The 19,882-nt window shown below is 71.8% G+C and carries 24 protein-coding genes and 1 pseudogene; 6 read left to right on the top strand and 19 right to left on the bottom strand.

Annotated elements, in window-relative coordinates; genetic code table 11:
- Positions 1–7 precede the first annotated feature (7 nt).
- The 5 genes from trpA to AB0M56_RS23155 all read right to left on the bottom strand — a co-directional run bounded on the left by trpA (position 8) and on the right by AB0M56_RS23155 (position 5,137).
- A complete protein-coding gene (trpA, locus tag AB0M56_RS23135; RefSeq protein ID WP_364179429.1) occupies positions 8–802 on the bottom strand; it encodes a tryptophan synthase subunit alpha in 795 nt (264 codons plus the stop codon).
- On the bottom strand, positions 799–2,019 hold the full coding sequence (gene trpB, locus AB0M56_RS23140; protein WP_364179431.1) for a tryptophan synthase subunit beta: 1,221 nt from the start codon (positions 2,017–2,019) through the stop codon (positions 799–801). The genes trpA and trpB overlap by 4 nt, the downstream gene beginning before the upstream one ends.
- Positions 2,016–2,825, bottom strand: coding sequence for an indole-3-glycerol phosphate synthase TrpC (trpC, locus tag AB0M56_RS23145; RefSeq protein WP_364179432.1), 810 nt, complete (start codon positions 2,823–2,825; stop codon positions 2,016–2,018). Before trpC ends, trpB begins: the two co-directional genes overlap by 4 nt.
- Before the next feature lie 154 nt (positions 2,826–2,979).
- Positions 2,980–3,492, bottom strand: coding sequence for a Trp biosynthesis-associated membrane protein (locus tag AB0M56_RS23150; RefSeq protein ID WP_364179613.1), 513 nt, complete (start codon positions 3,490–3,492; stop codon positions 2,980–2,982).
- Positions 3,493–3,574: 82 nt separating this feature from the next.
- Entirely contained in the window at positions 3,575–5,137 is a 1,563-nt protein-coding gene (locus AB0M56_RS23155) for an anthranilate synthase component I (RefSeq protein WP_364179434.1), read from the bottom strand.
- Between the two features lie 96 nt (positions 5,138–5,233).
- On the opposite strand from AB0M56_RS23155, the gene AB0M56_RS23160 reads away from it, so the two are divergent.
- Entirely contained in the window at positions 5,234–5,842 is a 609-nt protein-coding gene (locus AB0M56_RS23160; protein ID WP_220238031.1) for a TetR family transcriptional regulator, read from the top strand.
- 10 nt (positions 5,843–5,852) lie between these two features.
- Here AB0M56_RS23160 and AB0M56_RS23165 read toward each other — a convergent pair whose 3' ends face one another.
- The 9 genes from AB0M56_RS23165 to AB0M56_RS23205 form a co-directional block, all read right to left on the bottom strand.
- The gene (locus AB0M56_RS23165; protein ID WP_364179437.1) at positions 5,853–6,647 is read right to left on the bottom strand and encodes a hypothetical protein; all 795 of its coding nucleotides are present in this window, start codon (positions 6,645–6,647) and stop codon (positions 5,853–5,855) included.
- Positions 6,644–7,390 carry a DUF3592 domain-containing protein gene (locus AB0M56_RS23170; RefSeq protein WP_364179439.1) on the bottom strand — a complete coding sequence of 249 codons (747 nt, stop codon included), beginning with the start codon at positions 7,388–7,390 and terminating at the stop codon, positions 6,644–6,646. The genes AB0M56_RS23165 and AB0M56_RS23170 overlap by 4 nt, the downstream gene beginning before the upstream one ends.
- Positions 7,387–8,262 carry a DUF3592 domain-containing protein gene (locus AB0M56_RS23175; protein WP_364179441.1) on the bottom strand — a complete coding sequence of 292 codons (876 nt, stop codon included), beginning with the start codon at positions 8,260–8,262 and terminating at the stop codon, positions 7,387–7,389. The genes AB0M56_RS23170 and AB0M56_RS23175 overlap by 4 nt, the downstream gene beginning before the upstream one ends.
- 459 nt (positions 8,263–8,721) lie before the next feature.
- Positions 8,722–9,498, bottom strand: coding sequence for a DUF3592 domain-containing protein (locus AB0M56_RS23180; RefSeq protein WP_364179443.1), 777 nt, complete (start codon positions 9,496–9,498; stop codon positions 8,722–8,724).
- A 77-nt stretch (positions 9,499–9,575) separates the two neighbouring features.
- Complete coding sequence (locus AB0M56_RS23185) at positions 9,576–9,938, bottom strand: DUF1304 domain-containing protein (RefSeq protein ID WP_364179445.1); 363 nt, start codon at positions 9,936–9,938, stop codon at positions 9,576–9,578.
- Positions 9,935–10,300, bottom strand: a complete 366-nt coding sequence (hisI, locus tag AB0M56_RS23190; protein WP_364179447.1) for a phosphoribosyl-AMP cyclohydrolase — start codon at positions 10,298–10,300, stop codon at positions 9,935–9,937. The genes AB0M56_RS23185 and hisI overlap by 4 nt, the downstream gene beginning before the upstream one ends.
- On the bottom strand, positions 10,297–11,070 hold the full coding sequence (hisF, locus tag AB0M56_RS23195; RefSeq protein WP_364179449.1) for an imidazole glycerol phosphate synthase subunit HisF: 774 nt from the start codon (positions 11,068–11,070) through the stop codon (positions 10,297–10,299). The genes hisI and hisF overlap by 4 nt, the downstream gene beginning before the upstream one ends.
- 58 nt (positions 11,071–11,128) lie before the next feature.
- Entirely contained in the window at positions 11,129–12,214 is a 1,086-nt protein-coding gene (locus AB0M56_RS23200) for an FAD-dependent oxidoreductase (RefSeq protein ID WP_364179451.1), read from the bottom strand.
- Complete coding sequence (locus AB0M56_RS23205; protein ID WP_364179453.1) at positions 12,211–12,651, bottom strand: transcriptional regulator; 441 nt, start codon at positions 12,649–12,651, stop codon at positions 12,211–12,213. Before AB0M56_RS23205 ends, AB0M56_RS23200 begins: the two co-directional genes overlap by 4 nt.
- Positions 12,652–12,729: 78 nt before the next feature.
- Here AB0M56_RS23205 and AB0M56_RS23210 point away from each other — a divergent pair, with 78 nt between their 5' ends.
- From AB0M56_RS23210 to AB0M56_RS23220, 3 genes and pseudogenes are all read left to right on the top strand, one after another.
- Positions 12,730–13,239, top strand: a complete 510-nt coding sequence (locus tag AB0M56_RS23210; RefSeq protein WP_364179454.1) for a SigE family RNA polymerase sigma factor — start codon at positions 12,730–12,732, stop codon at positions 13,237–13,239.
- The gene (locus AB0M56_RS23215; protein WP_364179456.1) at positions 13,236–14,165 is read left to right on the top strand and encodes a hypothetical protein; all 930 of its coding nucleotides are present in this window, start codon (positions 13,236–13,238) and stop codon (positions 14,163–14,165) included. The genes AB0M56_RS23210 and AB0M56_RS23215 overlap by 4 nt, the downstream gene beginning before the upstream one ends.
- Before the next feature lie 19 nt (positions 14,166–14,184).
- Positions 14,185–14,571, top strand: a pseudogene (locus AB0M56_RS23220) (PPOX class F420-dependent oxidoreductase).
- Positions 14,572–14,596: 25 nt separating this feature from the next.
- Here AB0M56_RS23220 and AB0M56_RS23225 read toward each other — a convergent pair.
- The 4 genes from AB0M56_RS23225 to AB0M56_RS23240 all read right to left on the bottom strand — a co-directional run bounded on the left by AB0M56_RS23225 (position 14,597) and on the right by AB0M56_RS23240 (position 17,375).
- Positions 14,597–14,938, bottom strand: a complete 342-nt coding sequence (locus AB0M56_RS23225; RefSeq protein WP_364179458.1) for a DUF1330 domain-containing protein — start codon at positions 14,936–14,938, stop codon at positions 14,597–14,599.
- Between the two features lie 86 nt (positions 14,939–15,024).
- Positions 15,025–15,756: a bifunctional 1-(5-phosphoribosyl)-5-((5-phosphoribosylamino)methylideneamino)imidazole-4-carboxamide isomerase/phosphoribosylanthranilate isomerase PriA gene (gene priA, locus AB0M56_RS23230; RefSeq protein WP_364179460.1), complete on the bottom strand. Its 732-nt coding sequence runs from the start codon at positions 15,754–15,756 to the stop codon at positions 15,025–15,027.
- Between the two features lie 71 nt (positions 15,757–15,827).
- Complete coding sequence (hisH, locus tag AB0M56_RS23235; RefSeq protein ID WP_364179615.1) at positions 15,828–16,448, bottom strand: imidazole glycerol phosphate synthase subunit HisH; 621 nt, start codon at positions 16,446–16,448, stop codon at positions 15,828–15,830.
- Positions 16,449–16,490: 42 nt separating this feature from the next.
- On the bottom strand, positions 16,491–17,375 hold the full coding sequence (locus tag AB0M56_RS23240) for a hypothetical protein (RefSeq protein ID WP_364179462.1): 885 nt from the start codon (positions 17,373–17,375) through the stop codon (positions 16,491–16,493).
- Positions 17,376–17,515: 140 nt separating this feature from the next.
- Here AB0M56_RS23240 and AB0M56_RS23245 point away from each other — a divergent pair, with 140 nt between their 5' ends.
- The gene (locus AB0M56_RS23245) at positions 17,516–17,710 is read left to right on the top strand and encodes a hypothetical protein (RefSeq protein ID WP_364179464.1); all 195 of its coding nucleotides are present in this window, start codon (positions 17,516–17,518) and stop codon (positions 17,708–17,710) included.
- Between the two features lie 44 nt (positions 17,711–17,754).
- On the top strand, positions 17,755–18,927 hold the full coding sequence (locus AB0M56_RS23250) for an acyl-CoA dehydrogenase family protein (RefSeq protein ID WP_364179466.1): 1,173 nt from the start codon (positions 17,755–17,757) through the stop codon (positions 18,925–18,927).
- Between the two features lie 51 nt (positions 18,928–18,978).
- Here the strand turns inward: AB0M56_RS23250 and AB0M56_RS23255 are convergent, their stop codons facing one another.
- The gene (locus AB0M56_RS23255) at positions 18,979–19,878 is read right to left on the bottom strand and encodes a transketolase (protein ID WP_364179468.1); all 900 of its coding nucleotides are present in this window, start codon (positions 19,876–19,878) and stop codon (positions 18,979–18,981) included.
- Positions 19,879–19,882 lie beyond the last annotated feature (4 nt).

A 19,882-nucleotide genomic window follows, 5' to 3' on the forward strand; every position in this document is an offset into this window, starting at 1 on the left:
GCCGAAATCAGGCCCGGGCCGGAGCCCGGCGCACGCCTTCCGCGAGCTCCTCCGCGAGCTTCCGCACCCCGTCGACACTGCCCTCGGCCGCAGCCGTGACCAGCGCGGACCCGACGATCACCGCGTCGGCGAAACCGGCCACCTCGGCGGCCTGGTCACCGGAGCGGACACCGAGGCCGACGCCGATCGGGAGGTGCGTGTGGACCCGCGTGCGGCGGACCAGGTCCTCCGCGTGCACGCCCACCGCGTCGCGGGCGCCCGTGACGCCCATGACCGCCGTGGCATAGACGAAGCCGGACGACGCCGCGGTGGTGAGCGCCAGGCGCTCCTCCGACGACGACGGCGCCACCAGGAAGATCCGGTCCAGACCGTGGGTCTCGGACGCGGCCGTCCACTCGGCGGCCTCGTCGGGAATCAGGTCCGGCGTGATCATGCCCAGCCCGCCCGCAGATGCGAGGTCGCGCGCGAAGCGGTCCACGCCGTAGCGGTGCACGGGGTTCCAGTACGTCATGACCACGGCCTTGCCGCCGCGCGCCGACACCGACTCGACGACCTCGAAGAGCCGCTTGAGCTTGAACCCGCCGGCCAGCGCCGACTCGGCGGCGGCCTGGATCGTGGGCCCGTCCATCACCGGGTCGGAGTACGGCACGCCGATCTCGAGCAGGTCCGCACCGCCGTCGATGGTGGCGGCCAGCAGGTCCTTCGAGCCGTCGACCGACGGGAATCCGGCGGGCAGGTAGCCGACCAGCGCGGCCCGGCCTTCCGCCCGCGTCGCCGCGAACAGGTCGTCGAGCGCGCTCACTGGTCCTCCCCGTCCACGAGGCCGAACCACTTGGCCGCGGTGTCCATGTCCTTGTCGCCGCGCCCCGAGAGGTTCACGACGATGAGGCCCTCGGGCCCGAGCTCACGGCCGAGCACCAGGGCGCCGGCCAGCGCGTGGGCCGACTCGATCGCCGGGATGATGCCTTCGGTGCGCGAGAGCAGGCGGAACGCGTCCATGGCCTCGGCATCGGTGACCGGGCGGTACTCGGCGCGGCCGGAGTCCTTGAGCCACGCGTGCTCCGGGCCGACGCCCGGGTAGTCGAGCCCGGCCGAGATGGAGTGCGACTCCACCGTCTGGCCGTCCTCGTCCTGCAGCAGGTACGACATCGCGCCGTGCAGGTTGCCCGGGCTGCCCTTGGTGAGCGTGGCGCCGTGGCGGTTGCCGTCGATGCCCTCGCCACCCGGCTCGAGGCCGACCAGCCGCACCGACGGGTCGTCGTAGAAGCCGGAGAAGATGCCGATGGCGTTGGACCCGCCGCCGACGCACGCGGCGACGACGTCGGGCAGCCGGCCGGTCTGCTCCAGGATCTGCTCGCGCGCTTCCTCGCCGATGACCTTGTGGAAGTTGCGCACCATCATCGGGAACGGGTACGGGCCCGCGGCGGTGCCGAAGATGTAGTGCGTGGTCTCGGAGTTGGTCACCCAGTCGCGCAAGGCCTCGTTGATCGCGTCCTTGAGCGTGCGAGACCCGGTCTTGACCGAGACGACCTCGGCGCCGAGCAGCTTCATGCGCGCGACGTTGAGCGACTGGCGCTCGGTGTCCACCTCGCCCATGTAGACCAGGCATTCGAGGTCCAGCAACGCGCACGCGGTGGCCGTGGCCACGCCGTGCTGGCCCGCGCCGGTCTCGGCGATCACGCGCTTCTTGCCCATGCGCTTGGTGAGCAGCGCCTGGCCGAGCACGTTGTTGATCTTGTGCGAACCGGTGTGGTTGAGGTCCTCGCGCTTGAGGAACACCCGCGCGCCCCCGGCGTGCTCACCGAAGCGCTTGGCCTCGGTCAGCAACGACGGGCGGCCCGCGTAGTCCTTGAGCAGGCGGCGCAGCTCACCGGTGAACTCCGGGTCGCGGCGCGCCTTCTCGTACTCGGCCGCGACCTCGTCGACGACGCCGATCAGCGCTTCGGGCATGAACCGGCCGCCGTACGGGCCGTAGTAGCCGCGCTCGTCCGGGTCGTGCTTGCTGTGCTCTTCGGTCACCGCGACGGCCTCGGGCAGGCGGGGTGCGAACCGGCGGTGACGAGCTTCACCAGCGCGCCCTTCGGGTCGCCGGAGGCCACCAGGCCTTCGCCGACCAGCACGGCGTCGGCACCCTGGCCGGCGTAGGACATCAGGTCGCCGGGGCCGCGGACGCCGGACTCGGCGACCTTGAACACCTCGAACGGCAGCCCCGGGGCGAGGCGGGAGAACACGTCCCGGTCGACTTCCAGCGTGTGCAGGTTGCGGGCGTTGACGCCGATCACCTGAGCACCGGCCTCGAGGGCGCGGTCGGCCTCTTCGGCGTTGTGGATCTCCACGAGGGCGGTCATGCCGAGCGACTCGACGCGGTCGAGCAGCGCGGCCAGAGCGTTCTGCTCCAACGCGGCGACGATCAGCAGCACCATGTCCGCGCCGTGCAGGCGCGCCTCGTGCACCTGGTACGGGCTGACGATGAAGTCCTTGCGCAGCACGGGAACGTCGACGGCCGCGCGCACGGCGTCGAGGTCGGCGAGCGACCCGCCGAAGCGGCGCTGCTCGGTGAGCACGCTGATCACGCGCGCGCCGCCGTCCTCGTAGTCCTTGGCCAGGGAAGCGGGGTCGGCGATCGGGGCGAGGTCGCCCTTGGAGGGGCTGCGCCGCTTCACCTCGGCGATCACGCCGATACCCGACTCACGCAGGGCGGCCATCACGTCTCGGGGCGCCGGGGCCTTGGCCGCGCGGGCCTTCAGCTCGTCGAAGGGCAAGACGGACTCGCGCACGGCGAGGTCCTCCCGCACACCGGCGACGATGTCTTCGAGCACGCTCACCGGGCGCACCCGCCCGTCGGCGAATTCATCGATCCCATCGCAAGTTCGCTCACAAAAACCTTCCCCTTCCCGCCGAAACGATGCTAACCCCCACTCGAAGACCGGCCCGTTCCGGGTGCACGCCTTGCTCCGAATGCGCTTCGGTATCCGGCGCTCACCTGCTCGCGGTGGGGTCCTCACCCTCGGAAAGCGCCTCCCACAGCTCGATGTCCGGATCACGCTTGGCACGCTGGGCGCCCGGCGCCGCGTACCGGGTGCCGAGCCGCCGCGCGGCGCCCGCGCCCTTGACCGCGACCAACCCCGCGACGACGAGAAGAATTCCGCCCAGCACGGCCAGACCGCGGCCGAGAAGCATCTCGGTGACGGGCAATCCGGGCGCCCAGCCGCTGAACTTGACGCCGTTCACGCCGGTCCAGACGCCCGCGAGGCCCGCCAGCGCCAGCACCACGCCCAGGATCCGCCGCGCCCAGCCGCCGGTGGCGATCACGCCCGCGACACCGGCCAGCGCCAGCAACGCCAGCGGCACAAGCGCCGTGGCCCGCTGCTCGCCGTCTTCGGTGTAGAGCTGCGTACCGAGCACGCCGCCGTCGCGGAACTCGGCGAACCACGCGAGCTTGGAGGCGCCCCACAACGCGAGCGCGCCCAGCAACAGGCCGACGAGGATCATCCACAGTGGACGGCGCGAGGGCTTGGCCTCGGTCTGTACCGGCTCGGACTGCCGCGGGCCCGCTGGTTCCGGCTCTCCCTGCTCAGACACCGGCGGAGTCCTCGGCCGGATCGAGCTCGCCCGCGGGGACCATGGTCTGGGCCGCCGCGACGGCCGAGAGCACCGTGCGCGCCTTGTTGAGCGACTCGGTGTCCTCGTAGTCGGCCACGGAATCGGCGACCACGCCGCCGCCGGCCTGGACGTAGGCGACGCCGTCGCGCATCAGGGCGGTGCGGATGGCGATGGCCGTGTCGGCGTCGCCCGCGAAGTCGAGATAGCCGACGACGCCGCCGTACAGGGCCCGGCGCACCGGCTCGAGCTCCTCGATCAGCTGCATCGCGCGCACCTTGGGCGCGCCCGAGAGCGTGCCGGCCGGGAAGCAGGCGGTGACCGCGTCGAACGCCGTCTTGCCCTCGGCCAGCTCACCGGTGACCGTGGAAACGATGTGCATCACGTGGCTGTAGCGCTCGATCTGGAAGAAGTCGACCACGTGCACGCTGCCGGGGCGGCAGACCTTGCCCAGGTCGTTGCGGCCGAGGTCGACGAGCATGAGGTGCTCGGCGCGCTCCTTCTCGTCGGCCAGCAGATCTTTGGCCAGCTGCGCGTCCTCCTCTGGGTCGGCGCCGCGCCAGCGCGTGCCCGCGATGGGGTGCGTGGTCGCTCGGCCGTCGCGCACGGTGACCAGCGACTCGGGGCTGGAGCCGACGATGTCGAAGCCCTCCAGTCGCAGCAGGTACATGTACGGGCTGGGGTTGGAGGTGCGCAGCACGCGGTAGACGTCGAGCGCGTCGGCACCGGTCTCGATCTCAAAGCGTTGCGAGGGCACGACCTGGAACGCTTCGCCGGCCTTGATCGCTTCCACGGCCTTGTCGACGGCGGCGTGGAAGTCTTCCTTCGTGCGGCGGCGCTTGAACTCCGGCGCCGGCCGGTCGAACGTCGCGACGGTGGGCGGCGCCGGCACGCGCAGCTGCTCGGTCATCGCCGACAGGCGCTCCAGCGCGCTGTCGTAGGCCGCGTCCACGCGCTCGGGCGAGTCGTCCCAGTTGACCGCGTTGGCGATCAGCGTAACGGTGCCCTCGTGGTGGTCGAACGCCGCGAGGTCGGTGGCCAGGAGCATGGTCAGCTCGGGGATGTCGAGGTCGCGCTCGGCGAGCTCGGGCAGCTTCTCCAGCCAGCGCACGGCGTCGTAGCCGATGTAGCCCACCATGCCGCCGGTCAACGGCGGCAGGCCCGGCAGCGGCTCGGTGTGCAGCGCCTCGACGGTGGCGCGCAGCACCTGCAGCGGGTCGCCTTCGGTGGGCAGGCCGACGGGCGGCGTGCCGGTCCACACGGCCTTGCCGTCGCGCACGGTCAGCGCGGCCGGGCTGCGCACGCCCACGAACGACCAGCGCGACCACGATTTGCCGTTCTCCGCCGACTCGAACAGGAACGTGCCGGGCCGGTCGGCGCCGAGCTTGCGGTAGATCCCGAGCGGGGTCTCCCCGTCGGCGAGGACCTTGCGCACCACGGGGATCACGCGGCGGCCTTCGGCGAGGGCGCGGAACTCGGCGCGCGAGGGGCTGACCGGGCCGGGCCCGGTGGATTTGCCGGCTGCTGAGCTGACCATGCGCCCCATTGTGCCGCGCGGGCCTCGGCGGACCTTGGGCGGCCCTTGAATTCAGCACCTGTTGAATTCAAGGGGGCGACGAGTCATAGTGGACCCGTGAGCACCGAAGACACTACCTCCCGCAGGCGCGGCCGCCGGCCCGCCGGGCAGGACACCCGGACGGCCTTGATCGAGGCCGCGCGCGCGGTGTTCGCGGAACACGGCTACGAACGCGCCACCGTGCGCGCGATCGCCGCGCGCGCGGGCGTCGACGCGGCCATGGTCAACCACTGGTTCGGCGGCAAGGAGGGCCTGTTCGCCCAGGCCGTGCTCGAGCTGCCGTTCTCCCCGCACGAACTGCTCGCGACCCTGCGCGACGGCCCCGACGACAAGCTGGGTGAACGGATCGTCCGCGTCTTCGTCACCCGCTGGGACGGCGCCGGCGGCGACACGTTCCAGGCCCTCATCCGCAGCGTCGCGGGCCACGAACTGGCTGCGACCGTGCTGCGGGACTTCTTCTCGCTGTTCTTCGCCGAGGTGATCGGCCACATCGGCTCCGACCAGCCCGGGCTGCGGACCACGCTGTGCGCCTCGCAGGTCGTAGGACTCGGCATGGTCCGCTACATCGCCCGCTTCGAGCCGATCGCGTCGGCCGAGGTCGAAACGCTCGTCACGGCGATCGCGCCGAATTTGCAGCGGTATTTGACGGGGGATCTCGGGCTTTAGGGCTTGGGCTTCAGGTCCAGCGCGGGGACACCGCCTGCACCACGACCGCGCCGGTGCCCGGAACGAGCAGCACCATGTGAGCACCTTCTCCGGCGAGGAAGCCGCTGCGCCGTCCGGTGCCGAAGCGCGCGTACTCGCGGGTCAGCCCACGGGCCGGGCGCAGCCGCAGGCGGGTGCGGTCGCCGAAGGTGGCTCGGACGACGCCGGGCTCACCGAAGTCGAACCGCGCCGCACGCCACCCGGTTCGTCGGACCGCGCTGCGGCGGCGCCACCACGACGCGGCGAGCCCGAGCCCCGTGGGGACGCCGGCGAGCCCGACCGCGATCAGCGCGCTGGCGAAGGTGGCCGCGACCGGGTCGATCTCGTAGTCGGCCGCGTCCCACGCGCCGGCGGGCGCGCCCTCGTCATAGGTCACGTCGATCCGGTCGCCGACGCTACGGACCTCCTCGGTCCGTTGCGCCATGACGGTGGTGTACTCGCCGCCCGGGCCCTGGTACCGCACCTCGAAGTACTTGTCGCCGGCCCACACGACGAGCGCGGAGGCCGTGAAGGTGGCCGCGTCGCCGCGCACCGCCTCTTCCGCTCTGCCGAGCGCCTGGACACCGCCCACCAGCACCCCGACGCACACGATCGCTCCCACGATCGCCTCCACCGCCCGGCGCGTCAGCCGGGCGACCGCCGCCTCGCCACCGTCGGGCGTGGCATCCGGTCCCGGCGGGAGCCACGGCTCACCGTCGCCGGGCGTTCCGCGGACCACTGGCCACCTCGGCTCACCGCGCTGCTTCTTGCCCACCGGACGCTTCATCGGACCGAACCTGACGTCGGCCGGACGAGGATCGGGCAGGGGCGGGTTCCGCACGCGAGCATCAGGACCGTGGCCGTGCCCTCGCCGCCCACCCAGGCCTGGTTGTGTTCGAGGCGCTGGAGAAAGGCGTAGCGGCCGGGCACCATCGCGAGGGTGCGGACTCCCTGCCGCCCGTTGCCGCGGCACTTCAGGACCAGCCGCTGGTGCGCGTCGACGGGGTTCACCGCGATGAGGGTGGCGGGGATCCAATGCGTACGCCGGGCGGCCCGGCACCGGCGAACCCAGCGCACCGCGTACACCGTGCACCACGGGCAGAGGCCCAGTGCGACGAGTGCCGGGGAGATGAGGCCCCATTTCCAGGCGTCACTGTGGTTGCGTTCTTCGAGCGTCCGCACGTGCCGAGGGTCAATCGGGTCGTAGTACAGCCAGACCAGATCACCCACGTGGTAAGCCAGCCCGGAGTCGCGGTTGACCACGGCTTGCCGGGGCGTGACGCCGACGGTGTAGCCCACCGTGATGGTCGGCGTGCCGCGGCGCGGGTCCTCGACGCCGACCACGTGGCCGACCACGCGCATTCCGCTGACGAGCAGGGCGTCGGCCGCAGCGTCGAGCGCGACCATCCCGAGTACCGCCGAGGTCAGCACGAGCAGCCACAGGACCGCACCGGTGATCGATCGCCACGATCGCTTGCACAGCGCACGATTCCAGGCGATCACGTCGGTTTCGAGGGCGTCGCCGGTCATCGGTGGGCTCGCCGGCGTGAGCCACGCGGCACGCGCAGCGGGATCGCGTACGGCCCCGGGGTGCGGGGTCCGCGCGGCAGCGTGAGGACGAAGTCGCGGCCGGAGCCGGCGACGTGCCCCTCGACCGGACCGCCGCGCAGGAACGAGTAACGGCCGCGCACCGCCGCGACGGTCCGCACGACCAGCATGGCGCCACCGCGGAAGTCGAGGCGCAGCAACTGATAGCCACTTGAGGAGCCGACTACCGTCGCCGTCGCGGGCTGCCACCCGTCGCGCCGCGCGGCCTTGCGCCGGCGGGCCCAGCCCACGCCGAACGTCACCATCCACGGGCAGGCGAACAACGCGACGACAAGCGGGAACACGAAGACCCCCATCCACCGGTCGTCGAGGTTCCGCTCGTCGGCGGTCCGCATGTCCTGCGGGTCGGCCGGGTCGTAGTACACGCGGACGCGATCGCCTTCGACGTACGCGCGGTCGGAATCGCGGCTGACGACGGCCTGTTCGAGGGCGTCGCCGACCGGGTAGTCCACCGTGATGGTGGGCGTACCGCGCCCGGCGAACGGGTCGTACACGCCGACCACCTGCCCGGTCACCTCGGCGCCGTGTTCCAGGAGCCGGTCCGCGTGGCTGTTCAGCACCGCGATCCCCACGAAGGAACCGGGCAGCACCAGGAACCAGAGCACCGCGGCCACGATCGCCCGCCGGAACCGACGGCGCAGCAAGCGTTCCCGCTCCGCGGCGGCAACTCCGGCGCCCTCGTGCTGCTTCTGTTCGCGCCGACTGCGTGGCTTTCGTCGTGCCGGGCCGGTTCGGGCTAGGAGAGGTTCGTCGTCCTGCTTGTCCGGGCTGTCGCCCGTGGTCCCCAGATCCATCAGCAGAGGGTACGACCGGGAAATCCCGTTCCACCAGGGAAAAAGCTGCGATGCAGAACACCGAGGGGGAAGGCAACCGAGAGTGCCGGTCGAGCGTGTTGACGGTCCCCCTCAGCGGCGTGAATCGAACGCTCGCAAGGCCACCACACGCGGCCCGCACGGCGGGAACCGGTGGGCACCACCAGAACGAACCGGCGGCCCGACCCCGCGACCTTCGCGCCGGCCCGGCGATTTCCCTCAGGAGGCAAGCGCGTCAGCGACGTCGTGCGGGGGACCACCCGACAGCCGCCGACGGTGAAGCGGACGACCTGCGCGCGGTCGTCGGGGTCGTGGGCCTGGACGCGGACGGGCCGCCAACCCGTCACGCGGTTCGAGGCTGTCTCGTCCGCATCGAGGCTCATCGTCCGGCCGGCCATCGTGATCCGCGCGGGACGCGCAGGGGGATGACGTACGGCCCCTTCACGTGGTGCGGCAGTGCGAGGACGAGACGGCGGCCTTCGCCGGAGACCCACGCTTCGACCGGCCCATTGCGGAGGAAGGAGTAGCGCCCGCGTAGCGCCGCCACGGTGCGGGCGGCGAGCCGCCCGCCATCGGGAAAGTCGAGGCGCAGGAGCTGGTAGCCGCCCGAGGAGTCGAAAACGACGGCGGTGACGGGTTCCCAGCCTGACTTGCGGGCCCGCCCAGCCAGGCCGGGCGGTCGGTGTAGGTGCGCAGGAAGCGGGCGCCGTGGGTGGACGGCACGGCGCGCAGGCGCACGGCCCCGCCGGAAAGCAGGCGCACGTGCAAGTACGGCGGGTTCACACCACGGCCGGTGCGGGGCGCGAGGACGACGGTGGCTGTGCCCTCGTGCCAGCCCGTGCGGCGCACGGCACGGGAGCGGCGGGACCAGCCGACAGCGCCCGTCGCGGCAAGGACCAGACCGACGCCGATCCAGGCGAAGTCGACGCCGTTCTCGCTCAGACCCTCCTCCGTGGTCGTGCGGGCGCGCCCAGGGTCGGCCGGGTCGAAGACCACCGTGACGCGCTCGCCCGGGGTGTAGGCGTCGGTCGAGCTGCGGTCGACGCGTTCGGTCACCAGCCGGCCATCGGCGCGGAAGGACACGTCGATCCAGCGCGTGCCCTTCGGCGGCGTGGCGACGGAAACGACCGTCCCCGGCACGCGGGTGCCGGTCGTCAGCAGGGTGTCCGCCGAGTGGAGGACGCCCAGCACGGCGACCAAGCCGGCCGCCAGAGCCAAGCACCACAGCCCCGCGAGCGCCCACGCCCGCGAGGCGACGGCACGCAGCCGCCGCGTCTCGCGGGTCAGGTCGGCAGTCAGCGTGCCAGCAGCACGAACGCCAGCGCGAGGACGCCCGGCACCACCTGCACCAGCAGGATCCGCTTCGAGGCCGTCGCGGCGCCGTACAGGCCGGCGACGATCACGCAGGCCAGGCCGTAGAGCTTGAACTGGAAGCCCGTCGGGTCGGTCGCGATGAGTCCCCAGATCAGGGCCGCCGCGAGGAAACCGTTGTAGAGCCCCTGGTTCGCGGCGAGCGCCTTGCTCTCCTGTGCGAACGCCTCGGTGGTGCCGAACGCCGCGCGGGCGCGCGGGGTCGTCCAGAGGAACATTTCGAGCACCACGATGTAGACGTGGATGAGGGCGACCAGCCCCACCAGCACGTTCGCGACAACCGTCACGGGGTGTTCTCACTCTCGTCGGCGAGGAGTAGGCGCTCCGCGGAGTCGAAACAGGTGTGGGTGCCCGTGTGGCAGGCCGGGCCGGTCTGGTCCACGCGCAGGAGCACTGTGTCACCGTCGCAGTCGATCCGCACTTCGCGGACGTGCTGGACGTGGCCCGAGGTCTCGCCCTTGACCCACAGTTCCTTGCGGCTGCGGGACCAGTAGGTCGCGCGCCGGGTGGTGAGGGTGGATTCCAGGGCCTCGTCGTTCATCCAGGCCATCATCAGCACGTCGGACGTCGAGTGCTCCACGACGACGGCTGCGATCAGGCCGTCGGCGTTGCGCTTGAGCCGCTGGGACAGGTCTGCGTCGAGGCTCATCGGACGACGACCCCGCCTTCGCGCAGGGCGCCCTTGACGTCGCCGATCTTCAGCTGTCCGAAGTGGAACACGCTCGCCGCGAGCACCGCGTCGGCGCCGGCCTCCACGGCGGGCAGGAAGTGGCCGACGGCGCCCGCGCCGCCGCTGGCGATCACCGGCACGCGCACCGCGCGGCGGACCATCTCGATCAGGGAGATGTCGAAGCCGGACTTGGTGCCGTCGGCGTCCATCGAGTTGAGCAGGATCTCGCCGACGCCCAGCTCCTCGCCGCGCGCGGCCCACTCGACCGCGTCGATGCCCGTGCCGCGGCGCCCACCGTGGGTGGTCACCTCGAAGCCCGACGCCGTCGGCTCGCCGCCCTCGGGCACGCGCCGCGCGTCGACCGACAGCACGATGCACTGGGCCCCGAACCGGCGCGACGCCTCGCGCAGCAGCTCCGGACGCGCGATCGCGGCCGTGTTGATGCTCACCTTGTCCGCGCCCGTGCGCAGCAGGCGGTTGACGTCGTCGTTGGAGCGCACACCGCCGCCGACGGTCAGCGGGATGAAGACCTGCTCGGCCGTGCGGCGGACCACGTCGAAGGTGGTCTCGCGGTTGCCCGACGACGCGGTGACGTCGAGGAAAGTCAGCTCGTCGGCGCCTTCGTGGTCATACAGCCGGGCCAGCTCCACCGGGTCGCCGGCGTCGCGCAGATCGGCGAAGTTGACGCCCTTCACCACGCGACCCGCGTCGACGTCCAGACACGGGATCACCCTCACCGCCACAGCCATGCCACCAGCGTAGCCGTCCACCTGCGACGGTCTGCCCGCCCGGTCGGCGCGGAAGCGGTCAGAGGACGGGCGGAGTCCAGTCCCACAAGGGCGCGGCCTGGCGCCGGATCACCGACGCGGGCATCAGCGGCACGGTCACCGCCAGCAGCGCGTGCAGCCACCACGCCGACGCCGTGTCGGCCATGGCCTTGCTGCGCGCCTGCTTCGTGACGTACGCCGCACGCGGGCGGCGCGCGGCGTCGTACGCGGCGAGCGCCTCGGGCACGGGGTGGGCCAGCAGCGATGCGGCGAGGACCACGGCGTCCTCGATCGCCTGGCAGGCGCCCTGGCCGAGATCCGGCGGCACGGCGTGAGCCGCGTCACCGAGCAGCGCGACGCGTCCGCTCGTGAACGCGGGCAGCGGGTCGAGGTCGAGGATGTCGTTGTGCAGCACGGCCTCCGGCCGCGTCGCCGCCACGAGCTCACGGGCCTCGGCCGGCCAGTCCGCCACGCGGCGGGTCACCTCGGCGTGCTCGCTCGGGTAGCGCACGCCGGGCGTGGACTCGGCGGCGCCGAGGGCCCAGCACGCGCGGTCGCCGAGCAGCGGGTGGACCATGAAGTACGCGCCGCGGCCCATCGTGAAGCTGCCGCGCACCGGCGGCGCCGCACTCGGTTCGGTGACGCCGCGCCAGGCCGTGTAGCGAAACCCTGGTTCGGGAGCGGCAGGGAAGAGCCGGCAGCGAAATCCACTGTGGACACCGTCGGCCGCCACGATCACGTCCGCGTCCACTTCGGATGGATCAGTTACTTCAATTCCCGTGCGCACCAAGGTTTCCGGCAGCTCTGCCAGCAAAGCCGAGTGCAGCTCCGCGCGGTGGAACGCGGCGAGCGGCTCGTCCCGCCCCTCCCGGAACCGGCGCAGGAACCGGCCCGACGACGTCCGCAGTGTGCCCGTGACCTGCGACGGCGCCGAGTGCTTCCGCACCCGCTCCCCGATCCCCAGCGCGTCGAGCGCCCGCATCGCGTTGGGCGCCAAGGAGAGCCCGGCCCCGATCTCCCGCAGCTCGGGCGCGCGCTCCAGCACCGTGACCTCGTACCCTGTTCGGCGCAACGCGATCGCGGCCGTCAGCCCGCCGATCCCGCCGCCCACCACCACGACCTTCACTTCGGCTCACCGGCTTCCGCCAACGCCTCGGCCAGCCACGCGAACGCCGCGTCGGCATTGCGCACGCGCGCCGCCTGGGCGCCGTCGCGTTCGAGTAACTCGATGCCGGCGTTCGTGATGTCGCGGAACGAGCCCAGCGTGGCGATGCGGCGGCGGATCACGCGTTGCCACGCGTCGTCGTCCACGCGGTAGTAGGCGGTGCGCTCGCCGCGCCCGAGCCGTTTGCCGACCAGCCCGGCGTCGAGCAGCAGCCGCAGGTTGGTCGTGAGCGACGCGCGGCTCGCGCCCACCGCCCCGGCCAGCTGCGCCGCCGACTGCTCCGGCGGGTCGCACGCCATCAGCCAGCCGAGCACGCGCCCGGCGATCGGCGGCAGGCCGTACTCCTGCGTGAGGAAACCCGCGACCCGCTCGACCCACTCGAGCACCTCGTCGTCCATACGCGTCAGCATAGGCTAGTCATCACTGAAATTCGCTCGGAATGCATCAGAACGGGCCCCTCGCGCGTCTGAGAGAGCGTGACCACCAGCTTCGACGAGTTCGTGGCGGAACGCCTCGACGGACTCCTGCGCTACGCGACCGTCCTCACCGACGATCCGCACCTGGCGCAGGACATCGTGCAGGACGTGCTGCTGCGGGCCCAGGAGCGCTGGGCGAAGATCGACTCACCGCCCACCTACGTGCGCCGGATGGTCACCAACGAGTACCTGTCCTGGCGGCGGCGCGCGGTCCGGCGCGTGGTGCCGTCGAGCCACGAGGTGCTCGACGCGATCAGCCCGCCGGCGGCCGACCCGTCGGTGGCCTACGACGAGCGCGACGAGATGCTGGCCCGCCTTGCGACGCTGCCGCGCAAGCAGCGCGCGGCGCTGGTGCTGCGCTACTACGAGAACTACTCCGACGAGGAGATCGGCGACGTCCTCAGATGCGCCACCTCCACCGTGCGGAGCCAGATCTCGCGCGCGCTCGCGACCCTGCGCGCCACGGCGTACCCCTTGCCCACCGCCCTGACCACCGGAGCCGGAGAATGAGCCAGCCCGCCCGCGACACCGAGACGCTGCTGCGTGACAGCCTCGAACGGCTCGCCGAACGCGCTCCCGACGGTCATGAGGTCCGCAACGCGCTGGTCCGTGCCCGCCAGGCGAGGCGCAGGCGGCCGAGGTTGGCTTTGGTGGCGGTGGCCGCCGCGGTGGTCGCGGTGACTGTCGGGGTGTCGGTCGTGGCCACGTGGCCCTCGCGGGTGCCGCCTGCCGCGGGTGAGCCGGTGCTGGGGTATACGCCTGGATGGTTGCCTGACGGGTTCACGGAGCAGTACCGATCGGCCGGGCCGGAAACGGTGCCGCAGGTGCGCCGGTGGTTCGCCGGGCCGAGCCGGATCGAGCTGTCGGCGTTTTCGACGAAGGTTCCCGAGTGGTCCGCGACCGCGCTGCGCATCGCCGCGGTGCGTGACCAGGTGCTGGTGCACGGGCGGGTCGCGATGCTGACCGGGTCCGCGACGTCGGCGGAGCTGACTTGGTCGCCTGATGACACCCATGTGCTGCGGGCCGAGGTCGATGCGGTGCCGTCGGCGAAGGCGGTCGCGCAGCGGATCGCGGAGGGCGTTTCGAAGAGCATGCCGATCCCGATTCGGGGGGAGGCGCGGTTCGGGCCGCTGCCGGCCGGGCTTCGGGAGACGGCGACGACGGTGAGCGGGATGAGTGCCGGGGAAGCGACGACGACGCTGGAGGCCGGGCCCGTGCGGGTCACAGTGGGGGCGGCGTCGCCTGGTCTTGGCGGGTCGGTCCCGATCACGGTCCGCGGTGTCCCCGGCGCCGCCGCGGCGGACCTGGTCACGGTGCGCTTGGCCTCCGGCCGCTGGCTCACCGTTTCCGGCAAGGTGCCGCGCGCCGAACTGGTCGCGGTCGCCGGCGCCGTGGTGGTTGATCCGTCGCCTGACTACGGCTGGATCGGGTCCTGAATCCGGCTACTGTGGACACATGCCTACCGAGCTGGACCGGTTTGCCGGTGAGAAGTATGTCGTGCTCACCACGTTCCGCCGGGATGGGCGGGCTGTCCCCACCGCCGTGTGGTTCGGCCTCGACGGCGACGAGCTGCTGGTCTATTCCGAGCGGAAGGCGGGGAAGGTCAAGCGGATTCGGAACAGTGGGCGGGTGTAGGTCCAGGCCAGCGACGTCCGCGGCCGCACCCACGGCCCGACGGCCGCCGGCACCGCCCGGCTGCTCGACGACGCCGGCACCGAGCGCGTGCGAAAGGCGATTCGGCACCACTACCCCTTGGTGGGACCGGTGTCGATGTTCTTCAGCAAGCTCCGCGGCGGCCCGCAGCGCACGATCGGGATCGCCGTGAAGCTCGACGAAGGCTGAGTGCCCCGGCAAGGGCTCGCACCACTCACCGGGCGCTGTTCAGCCCCGCGGCCAGCTTCGCCGGGTCGTGCCCCGGATCCACGCCCTCGACCAGCACCACATCACCCACCAGGTGGTCGGTGCGCAGCGGCAGGATCTCGCGATAGTCGCGCGAGTCGTACCAGCCCCGGGCCCGGCCCAGATCCGGGAAGGCGATCACGACGATCGGCCCCGGCCACACCCCCTCGACGACCTGCGCTTGTGCTCCGTGCACCAGGAACCGGCCCCCGAACGGGTCCAAAGTGGACTGGATGCGCCGCAGGTACTCACCCACTGCGGGGTGGATCACACCAGGCTGGCGAAGGTGGGCGATGGCGTAGGCGGTCATCTCTGTCTCCTCGGTCGGATCGACCCCTGTCGAGAACCGATCCTGCCGAGAAGACGTAACCACGTCGATTACCCGCGGGGTAATGACTAGCGGACAGCGGCCAGTGCCTCCGACAGGGTGAAGGCGCCGGCGTAGAGGGCCTTGCCGACGATGGCGCCTTCGATGCCGTCGCAGGCCAGGCCGGCCAGTGCCCTGAGGTCGTCCACACTGGACACACCGCCCGAGGCGATCACGGGGGCGTCGGTGCGGGCGGCGACTTCGCGGAGGAGGTCGAGGTTCGGGCCCTTGAGGGTGCCGTCCTTGCTGACGTCGGTGACGACGTAGCGGGCGGCGCCGTCGCGGTCGAGGCGTTCCAGGACTTCCCACAGGTCGCCGCCGTCGGAGGTCCAGCCGCGGGAAGCGACGCGGTGGCCGGCCTCGGTGATCCGCACGTCCAGCCCGATGGCGACGCGGTCGCCGTACGTGGTGACGACCTTGGCGGTCCAGGAGGGGTCCTCCAGGGCGGCGGTGCCCAGGTTCACGCGCCGCGCGCCGGTGGACAGGGCGGCTTCCAGCGAGGCGTCGTCGCGGATGCCGCCGGAGAGCTCCACCTGGACGTCGAGGCGGCCGATCACCTCCGCCAGCAGCTCGCGGTTCGAGCCCTTGCCGAAGGCCGCGTCGAGGTCGACGAGGTGGATCCACTCGGCGCCGTCGCGCTGCCAGGCGAGCGCGGCGTCGAGGGGGCTGCCGTAGGAGGTCTCGGTGCCGGCCTCGCCCTGGACGAGTCGGACGGCCTGGCCATCGGCCACATCAACTGCGGGAAAGAGCGTGAAAGTCACCGCGACAGCGTAAAGGCGCCGGTCACGGTGCCGAACCACCGGGCCGACCTACCGCACCGAACCAGGTCGGACTAGAGCGTGGCCAGCCAGTTGCGCAGCAGCTTCGCGCCCGCGTCGCCCGACTTCTCGGGGTGGAACTGCGTGGCCCACAGCGGGCCGTTCTCCACCGCCGCCACGAAGTCCTCGCCGTGGTTGGCCCAGGTCACCTTCGGCTGCTGCCCGGCCAGGCCGGACTCCAGCTCCCACTCGCGCGCCGCGTAGGAGTGCACGAAGTAGAAGCGCTCCTCCGGGTCGAGGCCGGCGAACAGCTGCGAGTCCTCGGGCGAGCGCACGGTGTTCCAGCCCATGTGCGGCAGCACGTCGGCGTGCAGGCGCTCGACGGTGCCGGGCCACTCCCCCGTGCCCTCGGTCTCCTCGCCGTGCTCGACGCCGCGGCCGAAGAGGATCTGCATGCCCACGCAGATGCCGAGGACGGGACGGCCGCCGGCCAGGCGCTTGCCGATGATGCGGTGCCCGCGCACGTCGAGCAGCCCCGCCATGCAGGCGGAGAAGGCTCCCACCCCGGGCACGACCAGCCCGTCGGCCTCGAGCGCAGCATGCGGGTCGGCGGTGACCTCCACCTCGGCGCCGGCGCGCGCGACGGCGCGTTCGGCTGAGCGGAGGTTGCCGGAACCGTAGTCGAGGATCACCACACGAGACACACGTCAAGCCTAGTCCCGGGGCGGGAGCGCACGTCAGCCGCGGCGGAAGGAGTAGACGTCCGTCACGGTGTTGCAGGGCGCGGGCGGCACGACCTCCACGCGCAGGGTGCCCGTCGGCGCGTCGTAGTCCACGCCTTCCGGGGTGAACGCGCCGGCGCAGGTGCTCGACAGCGGCAGCTGGCCGAGCTCCTTCACGTGCGCCCGGACGTCGTGGCCGGCGAGCGCGTGGGGCAGGTCGACCTGCAGGAGCTGGTAGCTCGTCGGGTACAGGTCGTTGTTGGAGTCCGAAGTCGCGCACAGCAGGCGTGTCGCCGAGACGAAGTCGCAGCCCTGGGCCGCCCGGATCGTGTGGTCGAGGCGGATCCGCGCCGCGAGCGGCAGGTCGCCGGCCACGCGCGGGGCGCGGCGATTGAGGAACGGCGTGGGCGAGACGAACAGCTCCGTCGCGTCGCCGAGCGCGCCCGAGACGAGCCACTGGCCGTCGGGGCTCACGGCGACCTGGGCGTTGGCGTTGGGCGCGGGTTCGTCGGCCGCGAGCGGGTGCACGAACTCCGTGGTCTGCCCGGACGGCGAGGTGACCAGGTACATCTTCGACGTCGGCGTGGGCGTCGCCGTGTCCTGGTAGACGTCGAAGGTGTAGCCGCGCAGGGAGTCCGGGTCGCCGACGTGGCCCCAGCCCTCGTCCTTCAGCGGCTGCGGGATCGTGGTGCCGTTGCGGTAGACCGTCTGCGGCGCCTGGCCCGGCAGCCGCAGCGTGGTGATCCCTTCGCCGCTGACGGAGTTGGCGACCGAGACCTTTCCGGTCTGGCGCCAGCCGCCGAGCGAAGCGGCGGGGCTCGCCGTGGCAAGGGGAGCGCAGCTCAGAACAGCCGCGGTGGACAATGCGAGGGCTTTCGCCGCCAACGTCGACAGACGCATGGTTCGCTCCTTCGCGAACGTGACCTTGGCGGCGGCCCGCGAATTTTTGCACGCGACCCCGTTTCGCCGGAGGCCCCGCTGGGTATTCACCCGTTCGGCTGAGGCGCCGCCGGCGCCCCCGGACGAGGGAAGAGGCAGACATGTCCGAGTCGGACCTCCTCTGCCAGATGTTCGAAGCGTGGCGGGACGACATCAACAGCGTGCCGTTTCCGCAGTTCACGACGCTGGTGATCCCTCCGCAGCCCTCTCGCGCTCAGGTCGACGCATGTCGTTCTCGTGACGCTCGCAAAGAGAACGTGATGAATCCCACGCACTGGAACCGGGGTCATCTGTGATTTCCTGCTGGCACCGCGTCGACGCGAGCCAGTAGGAGCAGCCGATGAGCAAGAACCCGGATCCACACGACTTCCTCGATCTCGACGCAGGGCTGGCCGAGGAGGATCGGGCCATCCGGGACGCGGTCCGCGACTACGCCCGCGACCAGCTCCTCGACCACGTGGCCGAGTGGTACGAGTCGGGCTCGCTGCCCGCGCGTGACCTGGCCAAGGGCTTCGGGCAGCTCGGCCTGCTGGGCATGCACCTGGAGGGCTACGGCTGCGCCGGTACGAGCGCGGTGGCCTACGGCGTCGCGTGCCGCGAGCTGGAGGCCGTCGACTCCGGCCTGCGCAGCTTCGTCTCCGTGCAGGGCTCGCTCGCGATGTTCGCGATCCACCGCTGGGGCAGCGAGGAACACCGGCAGGAGTGGCTGCCGAAGATGGCCGCCGGCGAGGCGCTGGGCTGCTTCGGCCTCACCGAACCCGACGCCGGCAGCGACCCGGGCAGCATGCGCACCCGCGCGGTGCGCGACGGCTCCGACTGGGTGCTCAACGGCACGAAGATGTGGATCACCAACGGTACCGTCGCCGACGTGGCCGTGGTCTGGGCGCAGACCGACGAGGGCATCCGCGGCTTCGTGGTCCCGACGTCGACCCCGGGCTTCACCGCCAACGAGGTGAAGCACAAGCTTTCGCTGCGCGCGTCGCTCACGGCCGAGCTCGTGCTCGACGGCGTGCGGCTGCCGGAATCCGCGGCGTTCCCGCAGGTGCGTGGCCTGCGCGGCCCGCTGTCCTGCCTCAACGAAGCGCGCTACGGCATCCTGTTCGGCGTCGTCGGCGCCGCCCGCGCGTGCTACGAATCGGCGCTGGACTACACGCTCTCGCGCGAGCAGTTCGGCAAGCCATTGGCGAGCTTCCAGCTCACGCAGCGCAAGCTGGCCGACCTGCTGGTCGATGTCAACCGCTCGGGGCTCGTCGCGCTGCACATCGGCCGGCTCAAGGACGCCGGCGAGCTGCACCACAACCACGTGAGCTTCGGCAAGCTGGCCAACGTCCGCTCGGCGCTCGACGTCGCCCGCACCGCCCGCTCGATGCTGGGCGCCAACGGGATTTCGCTGGAGTACCCGGTGATGCGGCACATGGCGAACCTCGAGACGGTGCTGACGTACGAGGGCACCGAGGAGATGCACGCACTGTCGCTGGGCCAGTCGGTGACAGGGATCGCCGCGTTCCGCTGACCGTCCGGAGTGGACGGGTCGCCGGGACCCCCAGCCCCGGCGACCCGAGACTCACGGCCGGCGGAAGTCCTTGAGGGACAACGCGATCGAGCCCGCGTCGAGGCCGTGCGCGAGGTCGTGGTCGGCCCGCTTCCCGTAGGTGCGCACCTCCGTGTCGCGCAGCGTGCCGAGCGACAGCAGACGGTGCGGAACGTCTCGCAGCGCTTCGCTCACGTGGTAGGCCGAAGTGCCCTTGAGATACGGCTCCACGAGCACGATGTCGGCGACGTCCCCGACCGCGGCGCGCAGGCCCGCGGCGTCGAACGGGCGGATCGTCGACGCGTACAGCACCGTCACGTCGAGGCCTTCGCTCGCGGCGAGCACCCGGTCGAGCATCGGGCCCACGGCGAGCACGACGCCGTTGCTGCCGCTGCGCACCCGCTGGAACCCGACGCCGAGGTGCGGTTCGGCGTTCTGGTCGGCCGAGAGCCGCACGTACACGCGACTGTCGCCGGGCACGGAGTCGAGCAGCAGGCGGCGGGCCTCTTCGGGGTGGCCGGGGACGTGGACGTACCAGCACGGCAGGGAGTCGATCAGCTCGACGTCGCCCGGCGACTGGTGTGTGCGTCCTTCGGCGGGCATGTCGTAGGACGAGCCGTAGGACACGAGCACGGCGCCGGCATCCTGGTGGACCAGGTCGAGTTTGATCTGCTCGAACGCGCGCTCGACGAGGAACGACGAGAACGTGTGGATGATCGGGCGCAGACCGGCCAGCGCGAACCCGGCGCCCGTGCTCACGAGCAGTTGCTCGCGGATGCCGACGTTCACCACCCGGTCCGGGTGCCGCCGCGCCACGCCGGCGAGCTGGGCGGCGGAGATGTCGGCGAGGACGACGGCGACATCCGGGTCGGCGTCGACGATCTCCTCGGCGGTGGCGAGGAAGGTTTCGCGCATGTTCAGCGTGGTCGGCATGTTC

Origin of the sequence: Amycolatopsis sp. NPDC051372, assembly GCF_040682095.1 — a bacterium.
GTDB lineage: Bacteria > Actinomycetota > Actinomycetes > Mycobacteriales > Pseudonocardiaceae > Amycolatopsis.